This window comes from Geodermatophilus aquaeductus, assembly GCF_900182545.1.
Taxonomy (GTDB): Bacteria; Actinomycetota; Actinomycetes; order Mycobacteriales; family Geodermatophilaceae; genus Geodermatophilus; species Geodermatophilus aquaeductus.
Genome location: NZ_FXTJ01000001.1, coordinates 517,545 through 536,778, shown reverse-complemented (window position 1 = coordinate 536,778; position 19,234 = coordinate 517,545). Strand labels below are relative to the sequence as shown.

Below are 19,234 nucleotides of genomic sequence, written 5' to 3'. Positions count from 1 at the left end.
CGTCGGCGACAGCGGTCGCCGGTGCCCCTACCCCGCGGCGGGCGTCTCCGCCCCCGCCGCCCGCTCCAGCAGCGGGGCGACCCGGTGGTCGACGTAGCGGCGCAGCGCGAGGGCGGTGTCGGTGCGCTCCACGCCGCGGACGGCGAGCACCTGCTCGGTGAGCCGCCACAGGTCGTCGGCGTCGACGGCGACCACCCGCACCAGCAGGTCGGCGGCGCCGGACAGCGCGGTCACCTCGAGCACCTCGGGCAGCGCGGCCAGCGCCGCGGCGACCTCCTCGAGGCTGCGCTGCACGACCTGGACGGTCATGTAGGCGCCGAGCCGGTAGCCGAGGGCCTCGGGCTTCACCCGGGCCTCGAAGGGGGCGAGCAGCCCGCCGGACTCCAGCCGGGCAAGCCGCGACTGCACCGTGTTGCGGGCGAGTCCCAGCCGCTGGGACAGGGCCATGACGGTGGCGCGGGGGTCCTCGGTGAGGGCCTGCACCAGGCGCGCGTCGGTGGCGTCCAGACGGTCCGGACCGGGCGGCATGTGCTCAGTCTGACACGTTCGGACGTCCTAGCAGTTGTCATCCTGCGCAGTCCGCTGCTCCGACCTTGCGCAATCCGTGAGGGGGGTGATGTGCTCCGGATCGCGCCGGTCGTGCCACGATGTGTGAGTGGCGCCACACCCCGGCGCCCACAGGACGTCCAGCACCGCAGCCGGCCGGCGACCCCGGCAGCCGCGGCCGACGGCGAGGAGAGAACGCAGTGCGCGAGCTCGTGAGCGAACCGGACGGCTCGGCCGTGCCGAGTGTCACGACGGAGGCGGTGGACCCCGTCCCGGGGGCGGGCGCGCCGCACCTGCCGCAGCAGCCCGACCTGGTGCAGCTGCTCAGCCCCGAGGGTGAGCGGCTCGAGCACCCCGACTACTCCATCGACGTCTCGGCCGAGGAGCTGCGCGGCCTGTACCGCGACCTCGTGCTGGTCCGCCGCTGGGACGTCGAGGCCACCGCGCTGCAGCGCCAGGGAGAGCTGGGCATCTGGGCCTCGCTGCTGGGCCAGGAGGCCGCGCAGATCGGCGCCGGCCGCGCGATGGCCGACAGCGACACGGCCTTCCCCACCTACCGCGAGCACGGCGTGGCCTGGACCCGCGGTGTCGATCCCCTGCACGTCATCAGCCTGTTCCGCGGCGTCGACAACGGCGGCTGGGACCCGGTGGCCACCGGCTTCAACCTCTACACCGTCGTCATCGGCGCGCAGACCCTGCACGCCACCGGCTACGCCATGGGTCTGCAGCGCGACGGCGCCGAGAGCGCGGCGCTGGCCTTCCTCGGCGACGGCGCGACCAGCCAGGGCGAGGTCAACGAGGCGATGATCTGGGCGGCCAGCTTCAGCGCCCCCGTCGTCTTCTTCTGCCAGAACAACCAGTACGCGATCAGCGTGCCGCTGGAGCGGCAGTCCCGGGTGCCGCTGTACCAGCGCGCGGCCGGCTTCGGCTTCCCCGGCGTGCGGGTCGACGGCAACGACGTCCTGGCCGTCCTCGCCGTCACCCGGGCCGCGCTGGCCGCGGCCCGCGAGGGCCAGGGCCCCACCTTCATCGAGGCGTTCACCTACCGGATGGGCGCGCACACCACCTCCGACGACCCGACCCGCTACCGCCTCGCCAGCGAGCTCGAGGAGTGGAAGCTGCGCGACCCCATCGCCCGGGTCAAGGCGTACCTGTCGCGGACCGGCGTGGCCGACGCCGCCTTCTTCGACGCCGTCGAGGCCGAGGGCGACGAGCTGGCCAAGCGGATCCGGTCGGGCACGGTCGAGATGCCCGACCCGCCGGGGACGGCGATGTTCGACCGCGTGTACGCGGAGCAGACGCCCCCGCTGGCCGCGCAGCAGGCCGAGTTCGAGGCGTACCAGGCGAGCTTCGAGGGGGCCGGGCACTGATGACCGAGACGCTCACCATCGGCAAGGCCCTCAACCTGGGCCTGCGCCGCGCCATGGAGGACGACGCGAAGGTCGTGCTCATGGGCGAGGACATCGGCCGCCTCGGCGGGGTCTTCCGCATCACCGACGGCCTGCAGAAGGACTTCGGCGAGGACCGCGTCGTCGACACCCCGCTGGCCGAGGCCGGCATCCTCGGCACCGCCGTCGGGCTGGCCATGCGCGGCTACCGGCCGGTCTGCGAGATCCAGTTCGACGGGTTCGTCTTCCCGGCCTACAACCAGATCGTCACCCAGGTCGCGAAGATCCACGCCCGCTCCCGCGGCCGCCTGCCGATGCCGATCGTCATCCGCATCCCCTTCGGGGGCGGCATCGGCGCGGTCGAGCACCACAGCGAGAGCCCGGAGGCCTACTTCGCGCACACGCCGGGCCTGAAGGTGGTCGCCGTCAGCAACCCGGTCGACGCCTACTGGGGCATCCAGCAGGCCATCGCGCACCCCGACCCGATCGTCTTCCTCGAGCCCAAGCGGCGGTACTGGGAGAAGGCGGAGGTCGACACCGACGCGACGCCGGACCCGCTGTTCGCCTCGCGGGTGGTCCGCGGCGGCGACGACGTCACGCTGCTGGCCTACGGCCCGATGGTGAAGACGGCGCTGCAGGCCGCCGAGGCCGCCGCGGAGGAGGGGCGCTCGATCGAGGTCGTCGACCTGCGGACGCTCTCGCCGCTGGACCTCGACCCGGTGGTCGACTCCGTGCGCCGCACCGGGCGCTGCGTCGTCGTCCACGAGGCGCCGGTGACCCTCGGCCTCGGCGCGGAGATCGCCGCGCGGGTGACCGAGACGTGCTTCCACTCGCTGGAGGCGCCGGTGCTGCGGGTGGGTGGCTACGACACCCCGTACCCGCCGTCGAAGCTCGAGGAGGAGTACCTCCCCGACCTCGACCGCGTGCTCGACGCCGTCGACCGCGCGATGGGCTTCTGACATGGGGGAGCTGCGCCAGTTCAAGCTCCCCGACGTCGGGGAGGGCCTGACCGACGGCGAGATCCTGCAGTGGCTCGTGGCCGTCGGCGACACCGTCACGGTCAACCAGCCGCTGTGCGAGGTGGAGACCGCCAAGGCCGCCGTCGAGCTGCCCTCGCCCTACGCGGGCACGGTCACCGAGCTGCTGCACGAGGCGGGCACGACCGTCGACGTCGGCACGCCGATCATCACCATCGACGTGGGCGGCGACGCCCCCGCGGCGACGCCGTCCGGCGACGGCGCCGAGCCGGCCGCCGGGCTGATCGGCGGAGCGGCGCCGGGCGGCCGGACGGCGGTGCTCGTGGGCTACGGGCCGCGGACCACCGAGGCCCGCCGGCGTCCCCGCCGGACGGTGGCCCCGGGCGCTCCTGCGGACGCGAGCTCTCCTGCGGCCCCGGCGGTGCCGGGTGCCGACTACGGGTCCGGCGGCACCGAGCGGCCCCCGCTGCTGGCCACCGCGCCCGACGCGACGGTCAAGCCGATGCGCCACGGCGGCCTCGAGGTCGGCCGGCAGGCCGAGGCGCACGCCCGCGCCGAGGCGGCCGCCCCGTCCCGGCCGGTTGCGCCCGGCCGCGGCTCGGTGCGCCCGCTGGCCAAGCCGCCGGTGCGCAAGCTCGCCCGCGACCTCGGCGTCGACCTCACCGCGCTGACCGGCAGCGGCGCCGGCGGGGTCATCACCCGCGAGGACGTGACCGCCGCGGCGTCGGCGCCCGCGGCCGCCCCGGCCCCGGCCGCCGCTCCGGTCGCTGCCACCTCTGGAGAGCAGCGGATCCCGGTCAAGGGCGTCCGCAAGGCGACGGCGGCGGCGATGGTGGCCAGCGCGTTCACCGCGCCGCACGTCACGGAGTTCCTCACCGTCGACGTCACGCGGACGATGAAGCTGCGGGCGCGGGTCGCCGCGCGTCCCGAGTTCGCCGGCGTGAAGGTCAGCCCGCTGCTGTTCGTGGCGCGGGCGCTGCTGCTGGCCGCGCGCCGTCACCCGATGGTCAACAGCTCCTGGGACGAGGCGGCGCAGGAGATCGTCGTCCACGGGCAGGTCAACCTCGGCATCGCCGCGGCCACCCCGCGCGGGCTGGTCGTGCCCAACGTCAAGGACGCCGGGCGGCTCTCGCTGGCCGAGCTCGCCGGCGCGCTCACCGAGCTCACCGAGACGGCGCGGGCGGGGCGGACGGCGCCGGCGGACATGGCCGGCGGCACGATCACGATCACCAACGTCGGTGTGTTCGGCGTCGACACCGGGACGCCGATCCTCAACCCCGGCGAGTCGGCGATCCTGGCCTTCGGCGCGGTCCGCGAGATGCCGTGGGTGCACAAGGGGAAGATCGCCGTCCGGCAGGTGACGCAGCTGGCGCTGTCGTTCGACCACCGGATCATCGACGGCGAGCTGGGCAGCCGGTTCCTCGCCGACGTCGGCGCGCTGCTGGCCGACCCCGGGCTCGCGCTCACCTTCTGAGCTCCGCGGTCGCGGCGCCGGGCGGATCCGGCGCCGCGACCGCGCAGGATGACGGCATGACCGACCTCGACGGCCTGCTCGCCCTCGCCGCCCGCTCCCGCGTCCCCGCCGGCGGATTCGGCTACCTCGGTGCCGACGGCGCGGTGCTGCCGGACCGGCCGCAGGAGACCTGGATCGTCGCGCGGATGACGCACGTCTTCGCGCTGGCGCACCTGCTGGGCCGGCCGGGGGTGGAGGAACTGGCGAGCTGGGGCGTGACGGCGCTGCGGCAGGGGCCGCTGCACGACGGCGTCTCCGGCGGCTGGCGCGCGGCCGAGGACGACGGCACCAAGAGCGCGTACGTGCACGCCTTCGCCGTCCTCGCGGGGGCGACGACGACGGTGGCCGGCGTCCCCGGTGGCCGCGACCTCCTCGACGAGGCGCTCGACGTGTGGGACCGGCGGTTCTGGGACGACGACGCGGGCCTCGCCGTGGAGGAGTGGACCGCGGGCTGGTCGCACCTGTCGGACTACCGCGGCGCCAACGCCAACATGCACGGCGTCGAGGCCACCCTCGCGGCGGCCGACGCGCTCGGTGGCGCCGAGGGCACCCGGCTGCGGCAGCGGGCGCTGCGCAGCACCGAACGGATCGTGCACGGGTGGGCCCGCGAGCGGAACTGGCGGCTGCCCGAGCACTTCGACGCCGCCTGGACGCCGCTGCCCGAGCACAACCGAGACCGGCCGGCCGACCCGTTCCGGCCCTACGGCGTCACCGTCGGGCACCAGTTCGAGTGGGCCCGCCTGTGCCTGCACCTGCGCGCCGCCCTGGGTGACGCCGCGCCCGGGTGGCTGCTCGACGACGCCGTCGGGCTCTTCGACGCCGCGGCGGGGCGGGGCTGGGCCGCCGACGGAGCACCGGGCTTCCCGTACACCCTCGGCTGGGACGACCGCCCGGTGGTGACCGCGCGCATGCACTGGGTGCTGTGCGAGGCGGTCGCGGCGGCCGCGGTGCTCGGCGCGGTCACCGGCGAGGACCACTACGCCGACCTGGCCGCGACCTGGCGGGCGCACGGCGAGGAGCGCTTCGCCGACCCGTCCACCGGCAGTTGGCACCACGAGCTGACGCCGGCCGGCGAGGTGGCCTCCGGCACGTGGGCCGGGCAGCCCGACGCCTACCACCTGGCGCAGATGCTGCTGCTCGAGGACGCGCCGGTGCGGGGGAGCGTGGCCCGGGCGCTGCGGTGACCGGTCAGCCGCGGGTGGACTCCACGAGCGCCTCTCGGCCGGTGCCGCCGGACACCTGCAGCACCAGCACCGGCCCGATGCCCGGCGCGTAGAACTTCAGCTCCGAGACGTCCGGCTCCAGCGGCGTCGTGTCGCGGGTCAGCAGGGCGCCGGTCCAGGACCCCGCGGGCGCCTGGACGGTCTCGTCGGCCGACAGCACGAGCGCCTCGTCCTCGGCCTCCCCGGCCAGGTGCTCCTGCCGGTAGGAGAGCCCGGGCGACGGGTCGGCGGGCAGCAGGACGCCGGCCTGGGCCCCGTCCACGCCGGCCTCCCAGGAGCCAGCGGTGGACACGACCACGCCGTCCTCGTACTCGGCAGTCTGCTCGCCGAGGTACCAGAGGGCGCCGTCGGCGTCCTGGGCGTACCAGTCCAGGGTGTCCTCGACGAGCGCGCCGTCGGCCGTGGTCACGACGTCGTGCACCACCCGGGCCTCGACGCCGTTCGGCACCACGCGGGTCTCGTCGAGCACGGTGACCTCGACCCGCTGCACCGTGCCATCGGCGTCGGTCTCCTCGTAGACCCAGCGGTCGCCGGGGGCCATCGGCCACCACGGGTGCGTGACGTCGGAGCTGAAGTCGGCCGGGTCCAGCTCGACCGGCTCGCTGCCCTGGGGCAGGACCGGCGCCGCCGGATCGGCGCGGACCTCCCCGGTCCTGCTCCCGCAGGCGGCGCTGAGCAGCGCCACGGAGGTGAGGACCGCGGCCGGCCAGCGCCGGCGCCGGTCAGCCGCCCCCACCGTCGTCTCCGTCGTCGGTCCCGTCCTCGGTCTCGTCGTCGGTCTCGTCGCCGACCACCCGGAACTCCTCGTCGAGCTGGACGTCGACCTGCCGGCCGTCGGGCAGCGTCACCTCCACCTCGTAGCGGCTCTCCTCGTCGCCGACCTCCGTGCCGGTGACCTCGCCGCCCCCGGTGTGCGCGAGCGCGGCTCCACTCGCCCGCTCGAGGTCCGGTCCGGTGATGGCGACGTCGGGCACCTCGGCCGCGTCCCCTCCCCCGGAGGCCGCGGCGACCCCGATGCCGCCCGCGGCCAGCGCGACGCCGACCACGACCGTCCCGATGACCTTCGTCCTGCGCTCCACGGCGTCCTCCTGACCTCGTGCCGGTGTGACCGGACCGATGCTGCCGCGGCCGGCTGAACCGGCGCTGACGTCGTCAGCCCGCTGTCAGGTCCGCCGGGCGACCATGGGCGGGTGAAGGTGCTCCTCGTCGAGGACGACCCGAAGCTCGCCGCCGCGGTGCGCCGTGGGCTGGGCGCGGAGGGCTTCACCGTCGACGTCGCCGCGGACGGGATCGAGGGGCTGTGGCGGGCCCGCACCGGGTCCTACGACCTGGTCCTGCTCGACCTCATGCTGCCGGGACGGCACGGCTGGTCGGTCTGCGCGGCGCTGCGCGCGGCCGGCGACCGCACGCCGGTCCTCGTGCTCACCGCGAAGGACGGGGACCTCGACGAGGCCGAGGCGCTGGACACCGGCGCCGACGACTACCTGCGCAAGCCGTTCTCCTTCCCGGTGCTCGTGGCGCGGGTGCACGCGCTCCTGCGCCGGGCCGCGCTGGGCAGCCCGCCCCCGTTGGTGATCGGGGACCTGCGCGTGGACCTGCCCGCCCGACGGGTCTTCCGCGGCGAGGACGAGGTCGCGCTCACCGCGCGCGAGTTCGACCTGCTGGTCCACCTCGTCCGGCGGGCCGGCCGCGTGGTGCGCAAGCGGGAGATCCTCGCGGGGGTCTGGGACGACGAGTTCACCGGCGCCCCGAACGTCGTCGAGGTCTACGTCGCGCGGCTGCGGCGCAAGCTCGAGCGCGCCGGCGGGCCGCCGGTCATCGAGACCGTGCGGGGCGCCGGTTACCGTGTGCCGCGGCCGTGACACCCCTCCGCCGGCTCGTCCCGCGCACCCTCGCGGCGCGCATCACCTGGGTCTCGGCGCTCGCTGTCCTGGTCGTGCTGGTGCTCGTCGGCGCCGGGCTCGTCGCGGGCCTGCGGGCGGCGCTGACCGAAGCGCTCGACGAGACACTGGCAGCCCAGGCTTCGGCGCTGGAGGACCGGGTGGCCGCGGACGGGTCCCTCGACGGCGCCGCCCTGCCCGACGACGACGTGGTCGCCGAGGTGCGGGACGCCACGGGTGCCGTGCTGGCCCGCGTGCCGGCCGGGGCGCCCGCGCTGCCCGACCTGTCGGGAGGTGCCGTCACGGTCGACCTCGACGGCGGCCCGGCACGGCTGCTCACCCGGCCCGTGGACGCCGGGACGCTCGTCGTCGCCGCGAGCCTGAAGGACGTCGACGAGAGCACCGCCGCGCTGGTGGCGGGGCTGGCCGTCGCCGTGCCGGTGGCGACCGCGGCACTCGCCCTGCTGGTCCGGTTCGCGGTCGGCCGGGCGCTGCGGCCGGTGGAGCGGATCCGCGACCGCGTGGCGCGGATGAGCGGCAGCGCCCTGGGCCAGCGGGTCCCCGAGCCCGGCACACCGCTGGAGGTCGACCGGCTGGCGCGGACGATGAACGCGATGCTGGCCCGGGTGCAGGCGGCCGCCGAGCGCCAGCGGCAGTTCGTCGCCGACGCCTCGCACGAGCTGCGCAGCCCGCTGGCCCGCATGCGGACCGAGCTGGAGGTGGACGCGGCGCATCCGTCGACGGCCGACCCGGGAGCGACCGCGGCCAGCGTCCTCGCCGAGACGGTCGGGTTGCAACGGCTGGTCGACGACCTGCTGCTGCTGGCCCGCGGGGACGTCGGCGCCCTCGCGGCGCGACGGGACCTGCTCGACCTCGACGAGGTGGTCGCCGCGGCGGTCGCCCGGGCCCGCGTGTCCGGGCAGGAGGTGGACACCGGCGGGGTCCGGCCGGTGCAGGTGCGCGGTGACCCCGACCAGCTCGAGCGCGCCGTCGGCAACCTGCTCGACAACGCCGTCCGGCACGCGCGGTACCGGGTGACCGTCGGGCTGCAGGAGCAGGACGGGGACGCCGTGCTCACCGTCGCCGACGACGGCCCCGGCGTGCCGGCCGACGACCGCGAGCGCGTGTTCGAGCGCTTCACCCGGCTCGACGCAGCCCGGTCGGGTCGTGGAGGGGCGGGGCTGGGCCTGGCGATCGCGCGCGACGTCGCCCGGCGCCACGGCGGCACGCTCGTCGTCGAGACGGCCGACGGGGGAGGCGCGCGGTTCGTGCTCACCCTCCAGGTCGACGGCTTACCGGGCGCCGACGTGGGTAGGGGTTCGCCGACAGCAACGAGATCCCGAGTCCAGAGGAGCGTTCCCGTGGCAAGCGTGCAGGAGTCCGTCGACGTCGACGTCCCGATCCGGGTCGCCTACGACCAGTGGACGCAGTTCGAGTCCTTCCCCCAGTTCATGGGCGGCGTCGAGCGCATCACGCAGATCGACGACACGCACACGCACTGGATCACCAACATCGACGGCGTCAAGCGCGAGTTCGACGCCGAGATCACCGAGCAGCACCCCGAGGAGCGGGTGGCCTGGACGAGCACCGGCGGCGACGCCAAGCACGCCGGCGTCGTCACCTTCCACCGCCTCGACGACACCAAGACCCGCGTCATGATCCAGATCGACTGGGAGCCCACCGGGCTCGTCGAGAAGGCCGGCGCGGCGCTCGGCTTCGACGACCGTCAGATCAAGGCCGACGCCAAGCGGTTCAAGGAGTTCATCGAGAGCCGCGGCACCGAGACCGGCGCCTGGCGCGGCGACGTCTCGCGGCCCGACCAGCCGTAACCGCCACAGCACACACGACGGCGCCCGTCCCCTCCGCGTGGAGGGGACGGGCGCCGTCGTGTGTGCCCGGGCGGCAGAAATGGCCATTTCTGCCGCGGTGGCTACTCGGCGTCGAGGTCGGCGGACACCAGGCCCGCGATCTGCTCGACCACCCCGGCGTCGTCGCTGGTGACGGTGACCTCGGCGCCCTTCTGGGCACCGAGCGTCATGATCATCAGCGGCGAGCCGGCGTCGACGGGGTTGCCGCCGGGCGTGGCCAGGGTGACCGGGACGCCGGCCTTGCCCACGGCCTCGGCGATGAGCGCGGCCGGGCGGGCGTGCAGGCCGACCCGGGAGCCGACGGTGACGGTCTGACTGGGCATGGGCGGGATCCTCGCTGCTCGGGGTGGGGTGGACGGTGTCGAGCCTGCCGTGTCAGACGCGCGCGGGCGCGCTGACGGCGGGAGCCGGGTTGTGGGCGTGGGCGAGGTCGACGGCGTCCTCGGGCACCTCGTCGATCTTCTTGCGGCCGATGCTCTTGGCGATGACCACCGCGACCGCGCCGACGACGGTGCCGACGGCGATCGCGAGCAGCCACATCAGGACCCCGTTGATCGCGAAGAACACGACGATGCCACCGTGGGGGGCCTGCGCCTGCACCCCGGCCGCCGCCACGATCGCCCCGGTGGTCGCCGAGCCGATCATGATCGGCGGGATGACCCGCAGCGGGTCGGCCGCGGCGAACGGGATGGCGCCCTCGGTGATGAACGCCAGGCCCAGCAGCCACGCGGCCTTGCCCTGCTCCTGCTCGGCGGGGGTGAAGACCTTCGGGCGGATCAACGTGGCCAGGGTGAGCGCGATCGGCGGGACCATGCCGGCGCCCATCACCGTCGCCATGATGACCAGCGGGCCGGTGTTCTCGGTGGGGTTGGAGATGTAGCTCGCCAGGCCCGCGGTCGCGAACGCGTACGCGGCCTTGTTGACCGGCCCGCCCATGTCGAACGCCATCATCAGGCCGAGCAGGATGCCGAGCAGCACCGCGGAGGTGCCGGACAGGCCGTTCAGCCAGTTCGTGAGGCCGGTGATCGCCGCAGCGAGCGGGCGCCCGAGGACGAGCACCATGAGGCCGCTGGCGATCAGCGTCGCGATCAGCGGGATGACCACGACCGGCATCAGCCCGCGCACGACCCGGCCGACCTTCAGCCGGGACAGCCAGCGGGCCGCGAAGCCGGCGATCACGCCGCCCACCAGGGCACCGAGGAAGCCGGCGTTGACCTGGACGGCGACCAGGCCGGTGATGAAGCCCGGCGCGAGCCCCGGCCGGTCGGCGATGGCGTAGGCGATGTAGCCGGCCATGGCCGGGATGAACAGCGAGAACGCCAGCGACCCGATGAAGAACAGCATCGCGCCGAGGTAGCCGCTGAGGCCGCCGTTCAGGTCGGCGACGGTGCTGACGGGCAGGTCGAACAGGGAGTTGTTGAGCACCCACTCCTTCGCCCAGGAGTTGCCGCTGTCGGGGTCGGTGAGGGCGACGGGGTACCCGGCGAGCAGGAAGCCCAGCGCGATGAGCAGACCTCCGGCCGCGACGAACGGGATCATGTAGCTGACGCCGGTGAGCAGCCAGCGGCGGATCTCCGCGCCGGTGCTCGGCTTGCCCCCGCCGCCGGTCGGCGCGGTGGCCGCGGCGCCGCTGCCCGGCACCCGGCGGGAGTTCGGGTCGTCGGCGGCCGCCAGCGCCTCGCGGATCATCACCTCGGGCTCGTTGATCGCCCGCTTCGTCCCCGACTGGACCACCGGCTTCCCGGCGAAGCGTTCCTGGTCCTTGACCCCGACGTCGACGGCGAACACGACCGCCTCGGCGTCGCGGATGACGGCCGGGTCCAGCGGCGTGGAGCCCGAGGAGCCCTGCGTCTCGACGACGAGGTCGACGCCCTCGGCCTCCGCCGCGGCGGTGAGCTTGTCGGCGGCCATGTAGGTGTGCGCGATGCCGGTCGGGCAGGCGCTGACCGCGACGAGGCGGCGGCGCGCCGGTGCGGCGTCGGCGGCCGGGGCGGGCGTGGCCGGCGCGGGCACCGACGCCGCCGCACTGGCGCCGGTGGCCGGCTTCGGGGAGACGACCTCCTCGACCAGCGCGACGACGTCCTGCGCGGAGGCCGCGGCCCGCAGCGAGGCGACGAAGTCCGGCCGGACCAGCGCGCGGGCCAGCGCGGACAGCAGCGTGAGGTGGTCGGCGTCGCCGGCCGCCGGGGCGGCGATGAGGAAGACCAGGTCCGCCGGCCCGTCGGCGGCGCCGAAGTCGACCCCCGGGCGCAGCCGGGCGAAGGCCAGCGACGCCTGGGTCACCGCGCCCGACCGGCAGTGCGGGATGGCGATGCCGCCGGGCAGGCCGGTGGCGGCCTGCGCCTCGCGGGCCAGCGCGTCACCGGCCAGCGCCTCGGCGCCCGTGGCCCGGCCGGCGTCGGCGACCAGGCCGGCCAGGCGGTGCACCACCGCGGCCTTGTCGGAGCCCAGGTCGGCGTCGAGGACGACCAGCTCGGGGGAGATGAGTGCGGTCATGACGGACCTTCCGGGCTGTCAGGAGACGTCGCGGCCGGCGGCCGCGACGGGAGCGGGGGAGGGCAGGCCGGGCGTCACGACGACGGCGGCCGGGTCGACCTGGTGCGGCGCGGGGACCGCGGAGCCCGGCAGCGCGGCGGCGGCCGAGCCGGTGGCGACCGCGCGACGCAGCCGCTCGGCCGGCGGGGCGCCGGCCAGGTCGGCGAGCAGGTGGCCGGCCAGGCTGGAGTCGCCGGCGCCGACGGTGCTGCGGACGGCGGTGCGCGGCGGCCGTGCCGACCAGACGCCGTCGGCCGTGGACAGCACCGCGCCGTCGCCGCCGAGGGTCAGCAGCACCTCGGCGACGCCGCCGGCGTGCAGCGCCTCGACCGCGGCGCGCAGGGCGACCGGGTCGGCGAGCAGCGCGGCCTCCGTGGTGCCGGCGACCTGGGCCAGCTCCTCGGCGTTGGGCTTGAGCAGGTCCGGCGCCGCGTCGGGGCCGGCGGCGAGCAGCGCGCGCAGCGGCGCCTCGGAGGTGTCCACCGCCACGCGCGCGCCGGTGGGGCGCACGGCCCGGACCAGCTCGGCGTACCAGTCCTCGGGCGTGCCGGGCGGCAGCGAGCCGGAGAGCACGACCCAGCGGGCGCCCGTGGCCGCGCCGGTGAGCACGGCCCGGAGCGCGGCCCGGACGTCCTCGTCCAGGGCGGTCCCGGGCTCGTTGAGCTTGGTGGTCGTGCCGTCGGGCTCGGTGAGCGAGTAGTTGGTGCGCACCGGGACGCCGGTGGGCACGGTGAGCGGCGGCAGCCCGAGCGCGGTCAGCTCGGTGACCAGCGGGTCGGTCCGGTCGGCCGGCACCACGGCCTCGACGTCGGCCCCGGCGGCGGCCAGCGCGCGCGCCACGTTCACGCCCTTGCCACCGGGCTCGGTGGAGCTGACCCCGAGGCGGGCCACCCCACCGCGGGCGAGCGGGCCGGGGAGGACCAGCGTCCGGTCCAGGCTCGGGTTGGCCGTCAGCGTGACGACCCGTCCCCCGTGCGTGCCGGCGTCGCTCACGCGGTCACGACCTCGACGCCGGCGGCCTCGAGGTGGTCCACGACGGCCGGGTCGGCCTCGCCGTCGGTGACCACCACGTCGACGTCGTCGAGGGAGGCGAAGCGGACCAGGTGCTCGCGGCCGAGCTTGCTGCTGTCGGCCAGGACGACCACCCGCTGCCCAGCGCGCACCATCGCCCGCTTGACCGAGGCCTCCGCCTCGTCGGGGGTGGTCAGCCCGTGGCCGGGGGCGATGCCGTTGGTGCCGAGGAAGGCGACGTCGACCCGGAGGTCGGCCAGCGCCCGCACCGGCGTCTCGCCGACGGCGCACTGGGTCAGCCCGCGCACCCGGCCGCCGAGCACGTGCAGGGTCACGCCCGGCGCGTTCGCCAGCCGGGCGGCGATCGGCACGGAGTTGGTGGCCACGAACAGCGACCGGTCGGCCGGCAGCACGTCGGCCAGCGCGGCGGTGGTGCTCCCGCCGTCGAGCAGCACGCTGCCGCCACGGCCGGGCAGCAGGTCCAGCGCCGCCGCGGCGATCTTGCGCTTGGCCTCGGCGCGGGTGGCGTTGCGCTCGCCCAGCGCCGTCTCCACCAGCGTGAGCGCCGCAGCGGGTACCGCTCCGCCGTGCACGCGCCGCAGGATCCCCGCCCGCTCCAGGACGGCGAGGTCGCGGCGGACCGTCTCGGTGGTGACACCGAAGTGCTCGGCCACCGTGGCGACGGCGATGCGGCCCTGCTCGGCGACGAGTGTGGCGATGGCCTGCTGGCGCTCCTCGGCGTACACCGTGCACCCCCTCGTCGGGACTCCGGACCGCGACGGACCCGGGGTGATGCCCGATCGTGTGGGAACGGGCTTGTGTCTGTGTTGTTCTACGTGGATTACGTTGACAAGTCAACACCGTTTGGTGAGGCTGGTCACGGACGACGAGGTCCGGCGACCGCCATCCCTCCGACCGACGTGAGGTCCGCATGTCCACCACCGCCGCTCGCACCGTGCTCACCGGGACGCCGGTCGTCCCCGGCGTGGTCCTCGGTCCCGTCGTCCGCCCGTCCGGTGCGGTGCTCCTGCCGGCCGACGTCTTCGACCCGCTGCCGGAGGCGGCGCGGGAGGAGGAGCGGGCCCGCTTCACCGCGGCCGCCGAGGCCGTCGCGGACCGGCTGGCCGAGCGCGCCGCGGCCGCGACCGGGCTCACCGCCGAGGTGCTGGCGGCCACCGCCGGCATGGCCCGCGACCGCGGGCTCCTGGGCGCGGTCGAGCAGCGGATCGACGCCGGCGCCCCGGCCGCCGTGGCGACGGTGGAGGCCGCGCAGCAGTTCGTCGACGTCTTCACCTCGCTGGGTGGCGTGATGGCCGAGCGGGTCACCGACGTGCGCGACGTCCGCGACCGCGTGGTCGCCGAGCTGACCGGCCAGGGCGAGCCCGGCGTCCCCTCGCCCGCGGAGCCCTCGATCCTGCTCGCTGACGACCTCGCCCCCGCCGACACCGCCGGGCTCGACCCCGCGCGGATCGTCGGGCTGGCCACTCGCCTGGGCGGGACCACCAGTCACACCGCGATCATCGCCCGCCAGCTCGGCCTGCCCCTGGTCGTGGCCGTCGAGGGCCTCGACGCCGTCCCCGCCGGCGCGACGGTCCTCCTCGACGCCGAGGAGGGTTCGCTCACCGTCGACCCCGACCCGGAGGCCGCCGCCGGGCAGCTCGCCGCCGCCCGCCGGGCCGCCGAGGCCCTGGCCGGGTACGCCGGGCCGGGCACCACCCGCGACGGCGTGGCGGTCCCCGTGTACGCCAACGTCCAGGACGGCGACGGCACGCGGGCCGCCCTGCGCGCGCACGCCGAGGGGGTCGGCCTGTTCCGCACCGAGCTCGCCTTCCTCGGCCGGGCCGCCGAGCCGACCGTGGAGGAGCAGGCCAGCGGGTACGCCGACGTCCTCGAGGCCGCGGTCGGCCGGCGGGTCGTCCTGCGCACCCTCGACGCCGGGTCGGACAAGCCGCTGGAGTTCGCGACGCCGCCCGAGGAGGCCAACCCGGCGCTCGGCGTCCGCGGCCTGCGGGTGGCCCGCCGCGACCCCGGCCTGCTCGACCGCCAGCTCGACGCCGTCGCCGAGGCCGCCCGCCGCACCGGTGCCGCGCCGTGGGTGATGGCGCCCATGGTGGCCACCGAGGGCGAGGCCGCGGACTTCGCCGCCCGGGTCCGCGAGCGCGGCCTGGTGCCCGGCGTCATGGTCGAGGTGCCCTCGGCCGCGCTGCTCGCCGACCGGATGCTGCGGCACGTCGACTTCCTGTCGATCGGCACCAACGACCTGTCGCAGTACGCGCTGGCCGCCGACCGGCTCTCGGCCGACCTGGCCGACCTCACCGACCCGTGGCAGCCGGCCCTGCTGGCGCTGGTGGAGCTGACGGCGGCGGCGGGCCGGCGCTCGGGCAAGCCGGTCGGCGTCTGCGGCGAGGCGGCGGCCGACCCGCTGCTCGCCTGCGTCCTCGTCGGGCTCGGCGTGACCTCGCTGTCGTGTGCCGGCTCGGCCGTCGCCGGCGTCGGCGCGCGGCTGGCCACCGCCGACCTCGCCGCCTGCCGGGACGCCGCGGCGGCCGCCCTGGCCGCCGACGACCCGCGCGCGGCGCGGGCCGCGGCGCGGGAGGTGCTGACCCGCGCCTGAGTGGCCGGTGCACCTCCGATGGGTGAACGATCGTCGGACATGACCTGACACACCCTGCGATCCTTCGGAATACTCAAGCTCTCACCTGCTTTACTACGGGTGTAGGACGACGACGAACCGAAGAGGGAGACACGGACATGTCCATCGGGACCACCTGGCGGCAGCGTCGGCAGGCGGCTCGCACGCGGCGGGCCATCGACCGGGCCATCGCCCGTACCGGCAGCCCCGCGATGCGCGACGAGCTGCTCACCATGGCCAACAGCAGCTTCACCTCGCGCGAGCTCTGAGCCTCCGGCCTCCCGCCCGCCCCGCGGAGGCCGAGATCCGCACGGCCCCGGTCTGCACCCGCAGCCCGGGCCGACTGCTGTCCGGGGCCGTGTCGTCCGGGACCTGCGGTCCGGGGCGGGGCTCCCTCCTGCGGGGGAGGCCGGCCACCCCGCCCGCGGCCTCGCTCAACTCCGGACGGTCCGGTGCCGAAGGTGCGGACGTGAGCGCAGCGCGACCGGCGGACCGGACGGCATCTCCGGGGGAGCCCCGGGAGACGTCGGGCGCCACGACGGGCCTCGTCCTGGAGTACGTCCGCCAGCACGCCGGTGAGACGGCCGTCGAGGAGGTCCTCCGCCGGGCCGGCGTGCCCTTCACCGCCGCCGAGCTCTCCCGGCCCTCGACCTGGACCGGCTACGACACGCGGATCCGGCTGTTCACCGCGGCCACCGAGGTCCTCGGCGACCCGGGTGCCATGTTCCGCATCGGCGCCGACTCGCTGCGCACCGGGATGAACGCGTCCGTCGTCGTGCTGGTGCGCGCCATGGGCTCACCGCGCCAGGTCTACGCCCGCCTCCCGCGCGCGGTCGCCAACTTCTCGACCACCTCCACCATGGAGGTCGTCGCGTCCGACGCCACCTCCGCGACGCTGCGGTACCGGCTGCACGAGGGCTACGTCCACTCGCGGCTGGACTGCGACTACGCGCGTGGGCTGATCAGCATGGTGCCGACGATCTTCGGGCTGCCCCCGGCGCGCGTCGTCCACGACGAGTGTGAGTCCTCCGGCGCGGAGGCCTGCGTCTACTCCCTCACCTGGGACCGGCGCAGCCGCTGGTCGCGCCGGCGCGGCGGTCCGGCCGCGTCCGATCCGGAGCTGGCCGCCCTGCGCGCCCAGGTCCGGAGCCTGCAGGAGGCGGCCACCGACCTCGTCGACGGCGAGGACCTGGAGACCGTGCTGCGCCGCATCGTCGACCGCGCCGCGGCCGCGGTCCTCGCCCCCGCCTACCTGCTCGCCGTCTCCGCGCCGCACGGCGGCGCCCCCCTCGTGCACAGCTCCGGCCTGGACCCCGCCGAGGTGCCGCTGCTGGTGGCGCGGCTGCTCGCCGGGAACGACCTGGGGCCGGGCGCGGTCACCGTCGACGTCGCCTCCGCCCGCCGGACCCACGGCCGGCTGGCCGCCCTCAACCGGCCAGGTCAGGGTGGTCTCGGCGACGAGCGGGCCATGCTCGCCGCCTACGCCGGCCACGCCGCGGCCGCCCTCGACCTCGTCCTCGCCCTCGAGGACAGCCGGTCGGAGGCCCGCCGGGCCGGCGCCCTGCTCGACCTCGCCCACGGCCTGGCCCAGGCGGCCGAGGTGCGGGAGATCTGCGACGTCGTGGCCGGGACGCTGCCCCGCATCGTCGGCTGCGGCAGCTCCGGCGTCCTGCTCTGGGACCCCGCCCGGGCGGTCCTGCGCGCCGCGGCCTGCGCCGGCCTCCCGCCCGCCCAGGAGGCGGTCCTGCGGGCGGCGACCCTGCGGGCCGGGGACGTCCCCGAGGTCTTCGGCATCCTCACCGACCGCGAGCCGCGCGTCATCGGCGCCACCGCCGCCAGCGCGCCGATGCGCGACCTGCTCGACGCGCTGCTGCTCACCGACGTCGTCGCCGTCCCCCTCCTCGCCGGCACCACCTTCCTCGGCGTGGTCACCGCCAGCTGGGCCGACGACGAGGTCAGCGGCGCCCTCGACGCCGACGTCCTGGCCCGGCTGCGGGGCGTGGGCGACCAGGCCTCCACCGCTCTGCAGAAGGCCCGGCTGCTCGAGACCGTCCGGCACCAGGCCAGCCACGACGCCCTCACCGGCCTGCCCAACCGCCTGCTGTTCCGCGAGCGGCTGGCCGACGCGCTCGCCGCCGTCGCCCCCACCGGGTCCGTCGGCGTCCTGTTCTGCGACCTCGACCGGTTCAAGGCGGTCAACGACAGCCTCGGCCACGCCGCCGGCGACGAGCTGCTGCGGCAGGTCTCGGCGCGGCTGCGCGCCGCCGTCCGCCCCGGCGACACCGTCGGGCGGCTCAGCGGGGACGAGTTCGCGGTGCTGCTGCCGCGGCTGGCGTCCCCCTCGGACGCCCAGGCCGTCGTGGGCCGGGTGGCGGCGGCCTTCAGCGAGCCCTTCCGGCTCGACGGCATCCCGGTGCCCGTGGGCACGAGCACCGGCGTCGCCGTGCACACCGGCCCCGGCGAGGACCCGTCGGCGACGGCGGAGCGGCTGCTGCGGGAGGCCGACGCGGCGATGTACCGCCACAAGCACCGCGACCGCCCGCCGGCCCCCGCCCCCCGCGCCTCCGACTAGCGCCCGCCTGGGACGAGAACGCGTCCACGGCGGTCGTCCCGACCTCGCGGACGACCGTCAGCGCGTGCTGATCACGGAGGCGACGTCGAGGGCCGACGGTGTGGGTCAGTCGCGGAGGCGGGCGCGCAGGGCGGCCTGTTCGCCGGCGCCGAAGCCGTGCTCCTCGAGCCACCCGAGCGGCCCGCCGTGCCGCTCACCCAGGATCTCCAGCAGCCGGCGCATGGTCTCCGCGCGCGGGGTGTGGACGGCGACCTCCCGGCGGGTCATGTCCTCGGCGTAGGTGGGCGACTGCCGCAGCTTGGCCACCAGCGCGTCGATGACGTCGGCGGTCATCGCGTAGTCGGCGACGATCTCCTCGTCGGGCACCCCGGCCGCGGCCAGCGTGAACATCGCGACGACGCCGGTGCGGTCCTTGCCCGCCGCGCAGTGCACGACGGCCGCGCCGTCCCCGGAGGCGATGGTCCGCAGCGCGGCCAGCACGTTCTCCGGCCGGTGGTGCAGGTAGCCGAGGTAGGAGCGCACCGCCGGCGGCTCGACCTCGTCGGCCTCGGTGGTCTGCCGGGGGAGCAGCGTCTCGGCCCAGCCGGTGGGTAGCTCGGGGACCTCGTCCTCCTCGACGGCGAAGACGTCGGTGTGGTGGCCCCGCTCGGGCAGCAGGCTGAAGTGGCGGTGCGTGACGCCCTCGACCGCGCGCAGCGGCCCACGGCCCTCGAGCAGCACCTCGGCCGTCGTGCGCAGGTCGATGACGTCGCGCAGGTGCAGGTCCTCCACCAGGCGGCGGACGTCGTCGTCGCTCAGGGTCTGCAGGTTGTCGCTGCGCAGCACGCGGCCGAAGGCGGTGGTGCCGCCGTCGGTGGTGGGCAGGCCGCCCAGGTCGCGCGTGTTGGTCGTCCCGTCGAGTCGCAGCCAGCGGCCGGTGCGCAGGTCATCGGGGGAGGTCGAGGTCACCTCCCGACGGTACGGCGCGGACCCGGCCGCGAGGGAACGGGACGGCGACCGGCGGTGGTCGCCGGCGGGACGCGTCACCCGTGTGGTCGGCACCCACACCCGCCCGGGCGGCTGTGGAGGTCACCGCCATGGGCAGGGTGT

At 76.0% G+C, this 19,234-nt stretch carries 17 protein-coding genes; 9 read left to right on the top strand and 8 right to left on the bottom strand.

Features of this window, described 5'->3' with window-relative positions; translation table 11 throughout:
- Positions 1–27 precede the first annotated feature (27 nt).
- Positions 28–528, bottom strand: a complete 501-nt coding sequence (locus FN207_RS02655; RefSeq protein ID WP_142456778.1) for an Lrp/AsnC family transcriptional regulator — start codon at positions 526–528, stop codon at positions 28–30.
- Positions 529–746: 218 nt separating this feature from the next.
- On the opposite strand from FN207_RS02655, the gene pdhA reads away from it, so the two are divergent.
- The 4 genes from pdhA to FN207_RS02635 are packed head-to-tail and all read left to right on the top strand — an operon-like array spanning position 747 to position 5,608.
- Entirely contained in the window at positions 747–1,916 is a 1,170-nt protein-coding gene (pdhA, locus tag FN207_RS02650; protein WP_246065701.1) for a pyruvate dehydrogenase (acetyl-transferring) E1 component subunit alpha, read from the top strand.
- A complete protein-coding gene (locus tag FN207_RS02645) occupies positions 1,916–2,893 on the top strand; it encodes an alpha-ketoacid dehydrogenase subunit beta (RefSeq protein ID WP_142456776.1) in 978 nt (325 codons plus the stop codon). The genes pdhA and FN207_RS02645 overlap by 1 nt, the downstream gene beginning before the upstream one ends.
- A 1-nt stretch (position 2,894) precedes the next feature.
- Positions 2,895–4,385: a dihydrolipoamide acetyltransferase family protein gene (locus FN207_RS02640; RefSeq protein ID WP_142456775.1), complete on the top strand. Its 1,491-nt coding sequence runs from the start codon at positions 2,895–2,897 to the stop codon at positions 4,383–4,385.
- Positions 4,386–4,441: 56 nt separating this feature from the next.
- Positions 4,442–5,608 carry an AGE family epimerase/isomerase gene (locus FN207_RS02635; protein ID WP_142456774.1) on the top strand — a complete coding sequence of 389 codons (1,167 nt, stop codon included), beginning with the start codon at positions 4,442–4,444 and terminating at the stop codon, positions 5,606–5,608.
- Positions 5,609–5,612: 4 nt separating this feature from the next.
- On the opposite strand, the gene FN207_RS02630 is transcribed toward FN207_RS02635, so the two are convergent.
- A complete protein-coding gene (locus FN207_RS02630; protein WP_142456773.1) occupies positions 5,613–6,383 on the bottom strand; it encodes a hypothetical protein in 771 nt (256 codons plus the stop codon).
- A complete protein-coding gene (locus FN207_RS02625) occupies positions 6,370–6,726 on the bottom strand; it encodes a PepSY domain-containing protein (RefSeq protein WP_142456772.1) in 357 nt (118 codons plus the stop codon). Before FN207_RS02625 ends, FN207_RS02630 begins: the two co-directional genes overlap by 14 nt.
- 111 nt (positions 6,727–6,837) lie before the next feature.
- Between FN207_RS02625 and FN207_RS02620 the strand changes: the two genes are divergently transcribed.
- Both FN207_RS02620 and FN207_RS26630 read left to right on the top strand, forming a co-directional pair.
- Positions 6,838–7,509, top strand: a complete 672-nt coding sequence (locus FN207_RS02620) for a response regulator transcription factor (protein ID WP_142456771.1) — start codon at positions 6,838–6,840, stop codon at positions 7,507–7,509.
- The gene (locus tag FN207_RS26630; protein ID WP_221887999.1) at positions 7,506–9,356 is read left to right on the top strand and encodes an ATP-binding protein; all 1,851 of its coding nucleotides are present in this window, start codon (positions 7,506–7,508) and stop codon (positions 9,354–9,356) included. Before FN207_RS02620 ends, FN207_RS26630 begins: the two co-directional genes overlap by 4 nt.
- Before the next feature lie 101 nt (positions 9,357–9,457).
- Here the strand turns inward: FN207_RS26630 and FN207_RS02605 are convergent, their stop codons facing one another.
- Genes FN207_RS02605 through FN207_RS02590 form a run of 4 tightly spaced genes read right to left on the bottom strand, consistent with a single transcriptional unit; the run spans position 9,458 to position 13,687 of the window.
- Entirely contained in the window at positions 9,458–9,718 is a 261-nt protein-coding gene (locus FN207_RS02605; RefSeq protein ID WP_110906879.1) for an HPr family phosphocarrier protein, read from the bottom strand.
- Positions 9,719–9,770: 52 nt separating this feature from the next.
- A complete protein-coding gene (locus FN207_RS02600) occupies positions 9,771–11,891 on the bottom strand; it encodes a PTS fructose transporter subunit IIABC (RefSeq protein ID WP_142456770.1) in 2,121 nt (706 codons plus the stop codon).
- Between the two features lie 18 nt (positions 11,892–11,909).
- Positions 11,910–12,923, bottom strand: coding sequence for a 1-phosphofructokinase family hexose kinase (locus FN207_RS02595; protein ID WP_142456769.1), 1,014 nt, complete (start codon positions 12,921–12,923; stop codon positions 11,910–11,912).
- A complete protein-coding gene (locus tag FN207_RS02590) occupies positions 12,920–13,687 on the bottom strand; it encodes a DeoR/GlpR family DNA-binding transcription regulator (protein ID WP_142456768.1) in 768 nt (255 codons plus the stop codon). The genes FN207_RS02595 and FN207_RS02590 overlap by 4 nt, the downstream gene beginning before the upstream one ends.
- A gap of 185 nt (positions 13,688–13,872) precedes the next feature.
- Here FN207_RS02590 and FN207_RS02585 point away from each other — a divergent pair, with 185 nt between their 5' ends.
- The 3 genes from FN207_RS02585 to FN207_RS27230 all read left to right on the top strand — a co-directional run bounded on the left by FN207_RS02585 (position 13,873) and on the right by FN207_RS27230 (position 18,145).
- The gene (locus tag FN207_RS02585; protein ID WP_142456767.1) at positions 13,873–15,555 is read left to right on the top strand and encodes a putative PEP-binding protein; all 1,683 of its coding nucleotides are present in this window, start codon (positions 13,873–13,875) and stop codon (positions 15,553–15,555) included.
- Positions 15,556–15,692: 137 nt separating this feature from the next.
- On the top strand, positions 15,693–15,842 hold the full coding sequence (locus FN207_RS26120; protein ID WP_185938126.1) for a hypothetical protein: 150 nt from the start codon (positions 15,693–15,695) through the stop codon (positions 15,840–15,842).
- Between the two features lie 200 nt (positions 15,843–16,042).
- The gene (locus FN207_RS27230) at positions 16,043–18,145 is read left to right on the top strand and encodes a diguanylate cyclase domain-containing protein (protein ID WP_142456766.1); all 2,103 of its coding nucleotides are present in this window, start codon (positions 16,043–16,045) and stop codon (positions 18,143–18,145) included.
- A 105-nt stretch (positions 18,146–18,250) separates the two neighbouring features.
- On the opposite strand, the gene FN207_RS02575 is transcribed toward FN207_RS27230, so the two are convergent.
- Positions 18,251–19,093 carry a tyrosine-protein phosphatase gene (locus tag FN207_RS02575; RefSeq protein ID WP_142456765.1) on the bottom strand — a complete coding sequence of 281 codons (843 nt, stop codon included), beginning with the start codon at positions 19,091–19,093 and terminating at the stop codon, positions 18,251–18,253.
- Positions 19,094–19,234: the final 141 nt, after the last annotated feature.

What these genes read in the sequence shown, in the direction of transcription:
- FN207_RS02655 (WP_142456778.1), bottom strand. Translation starts at nt 528, where the DNA reads ATGCCGCCCGGTCCGGACCGTCTGGACGCCACCGACGCGCGCCTGGTG.
- FN207_RS02645 (WP_142456776.1), top strand. Translation starts at nt 1,916, where the DNA reads ATGACCGAGACGCTCACCATCGGCAAGGCCCTCAACCTGGGCCTGCGC.
- FN207_RS02640 (WP_142456775.1), top strand. Translation starts at nt 2,895, where the DNA reads ATGGGGGAGCTGCGCCAGTTCAAGCTCCCCGACGTCGGGGAGGGCCTG.
- FN207_RS02635 (WP_142456774.1), top strand. Translation starts at nt 4,442, where the DNA reads ATGACCGACCTCGACGGCCTGCTCGCCCTCGCCGCCCGCTCCCGCGTC.
- FN207_RS02605 (WP_110906879.1), bottom strand. Translation starts at nt 9,718, where the DNA reads ATGCCCAGTCAGACCGTCACCGTCGGCTCCCGGGTCGGCCTGCACGCC.
- FN207_RS02600 (WP_142456770.1), bottom strand. Translation starts at nt 11,891, where the DNA reads ATGACCGCACTCATCTCCCCCGAGCTGGTCGTCCTCGACGCCGACCTG.
- FN207_RS02585 (WP_142456767.1), top strand. Translation starts at nt 13,873, where the DNA reads ATGTCCACCACCGCCGCTCGCACCGTGCTCACCGGGACGCCGGTCGTC.
- FN207_RS26120 (WP_185938126.1), top strand. Translation starts at nt 15,693, where the DNA reads ATGTCCATCGGGACCACCTGGCGGCAGCGTCGGCAGGCGGCTCGCACG.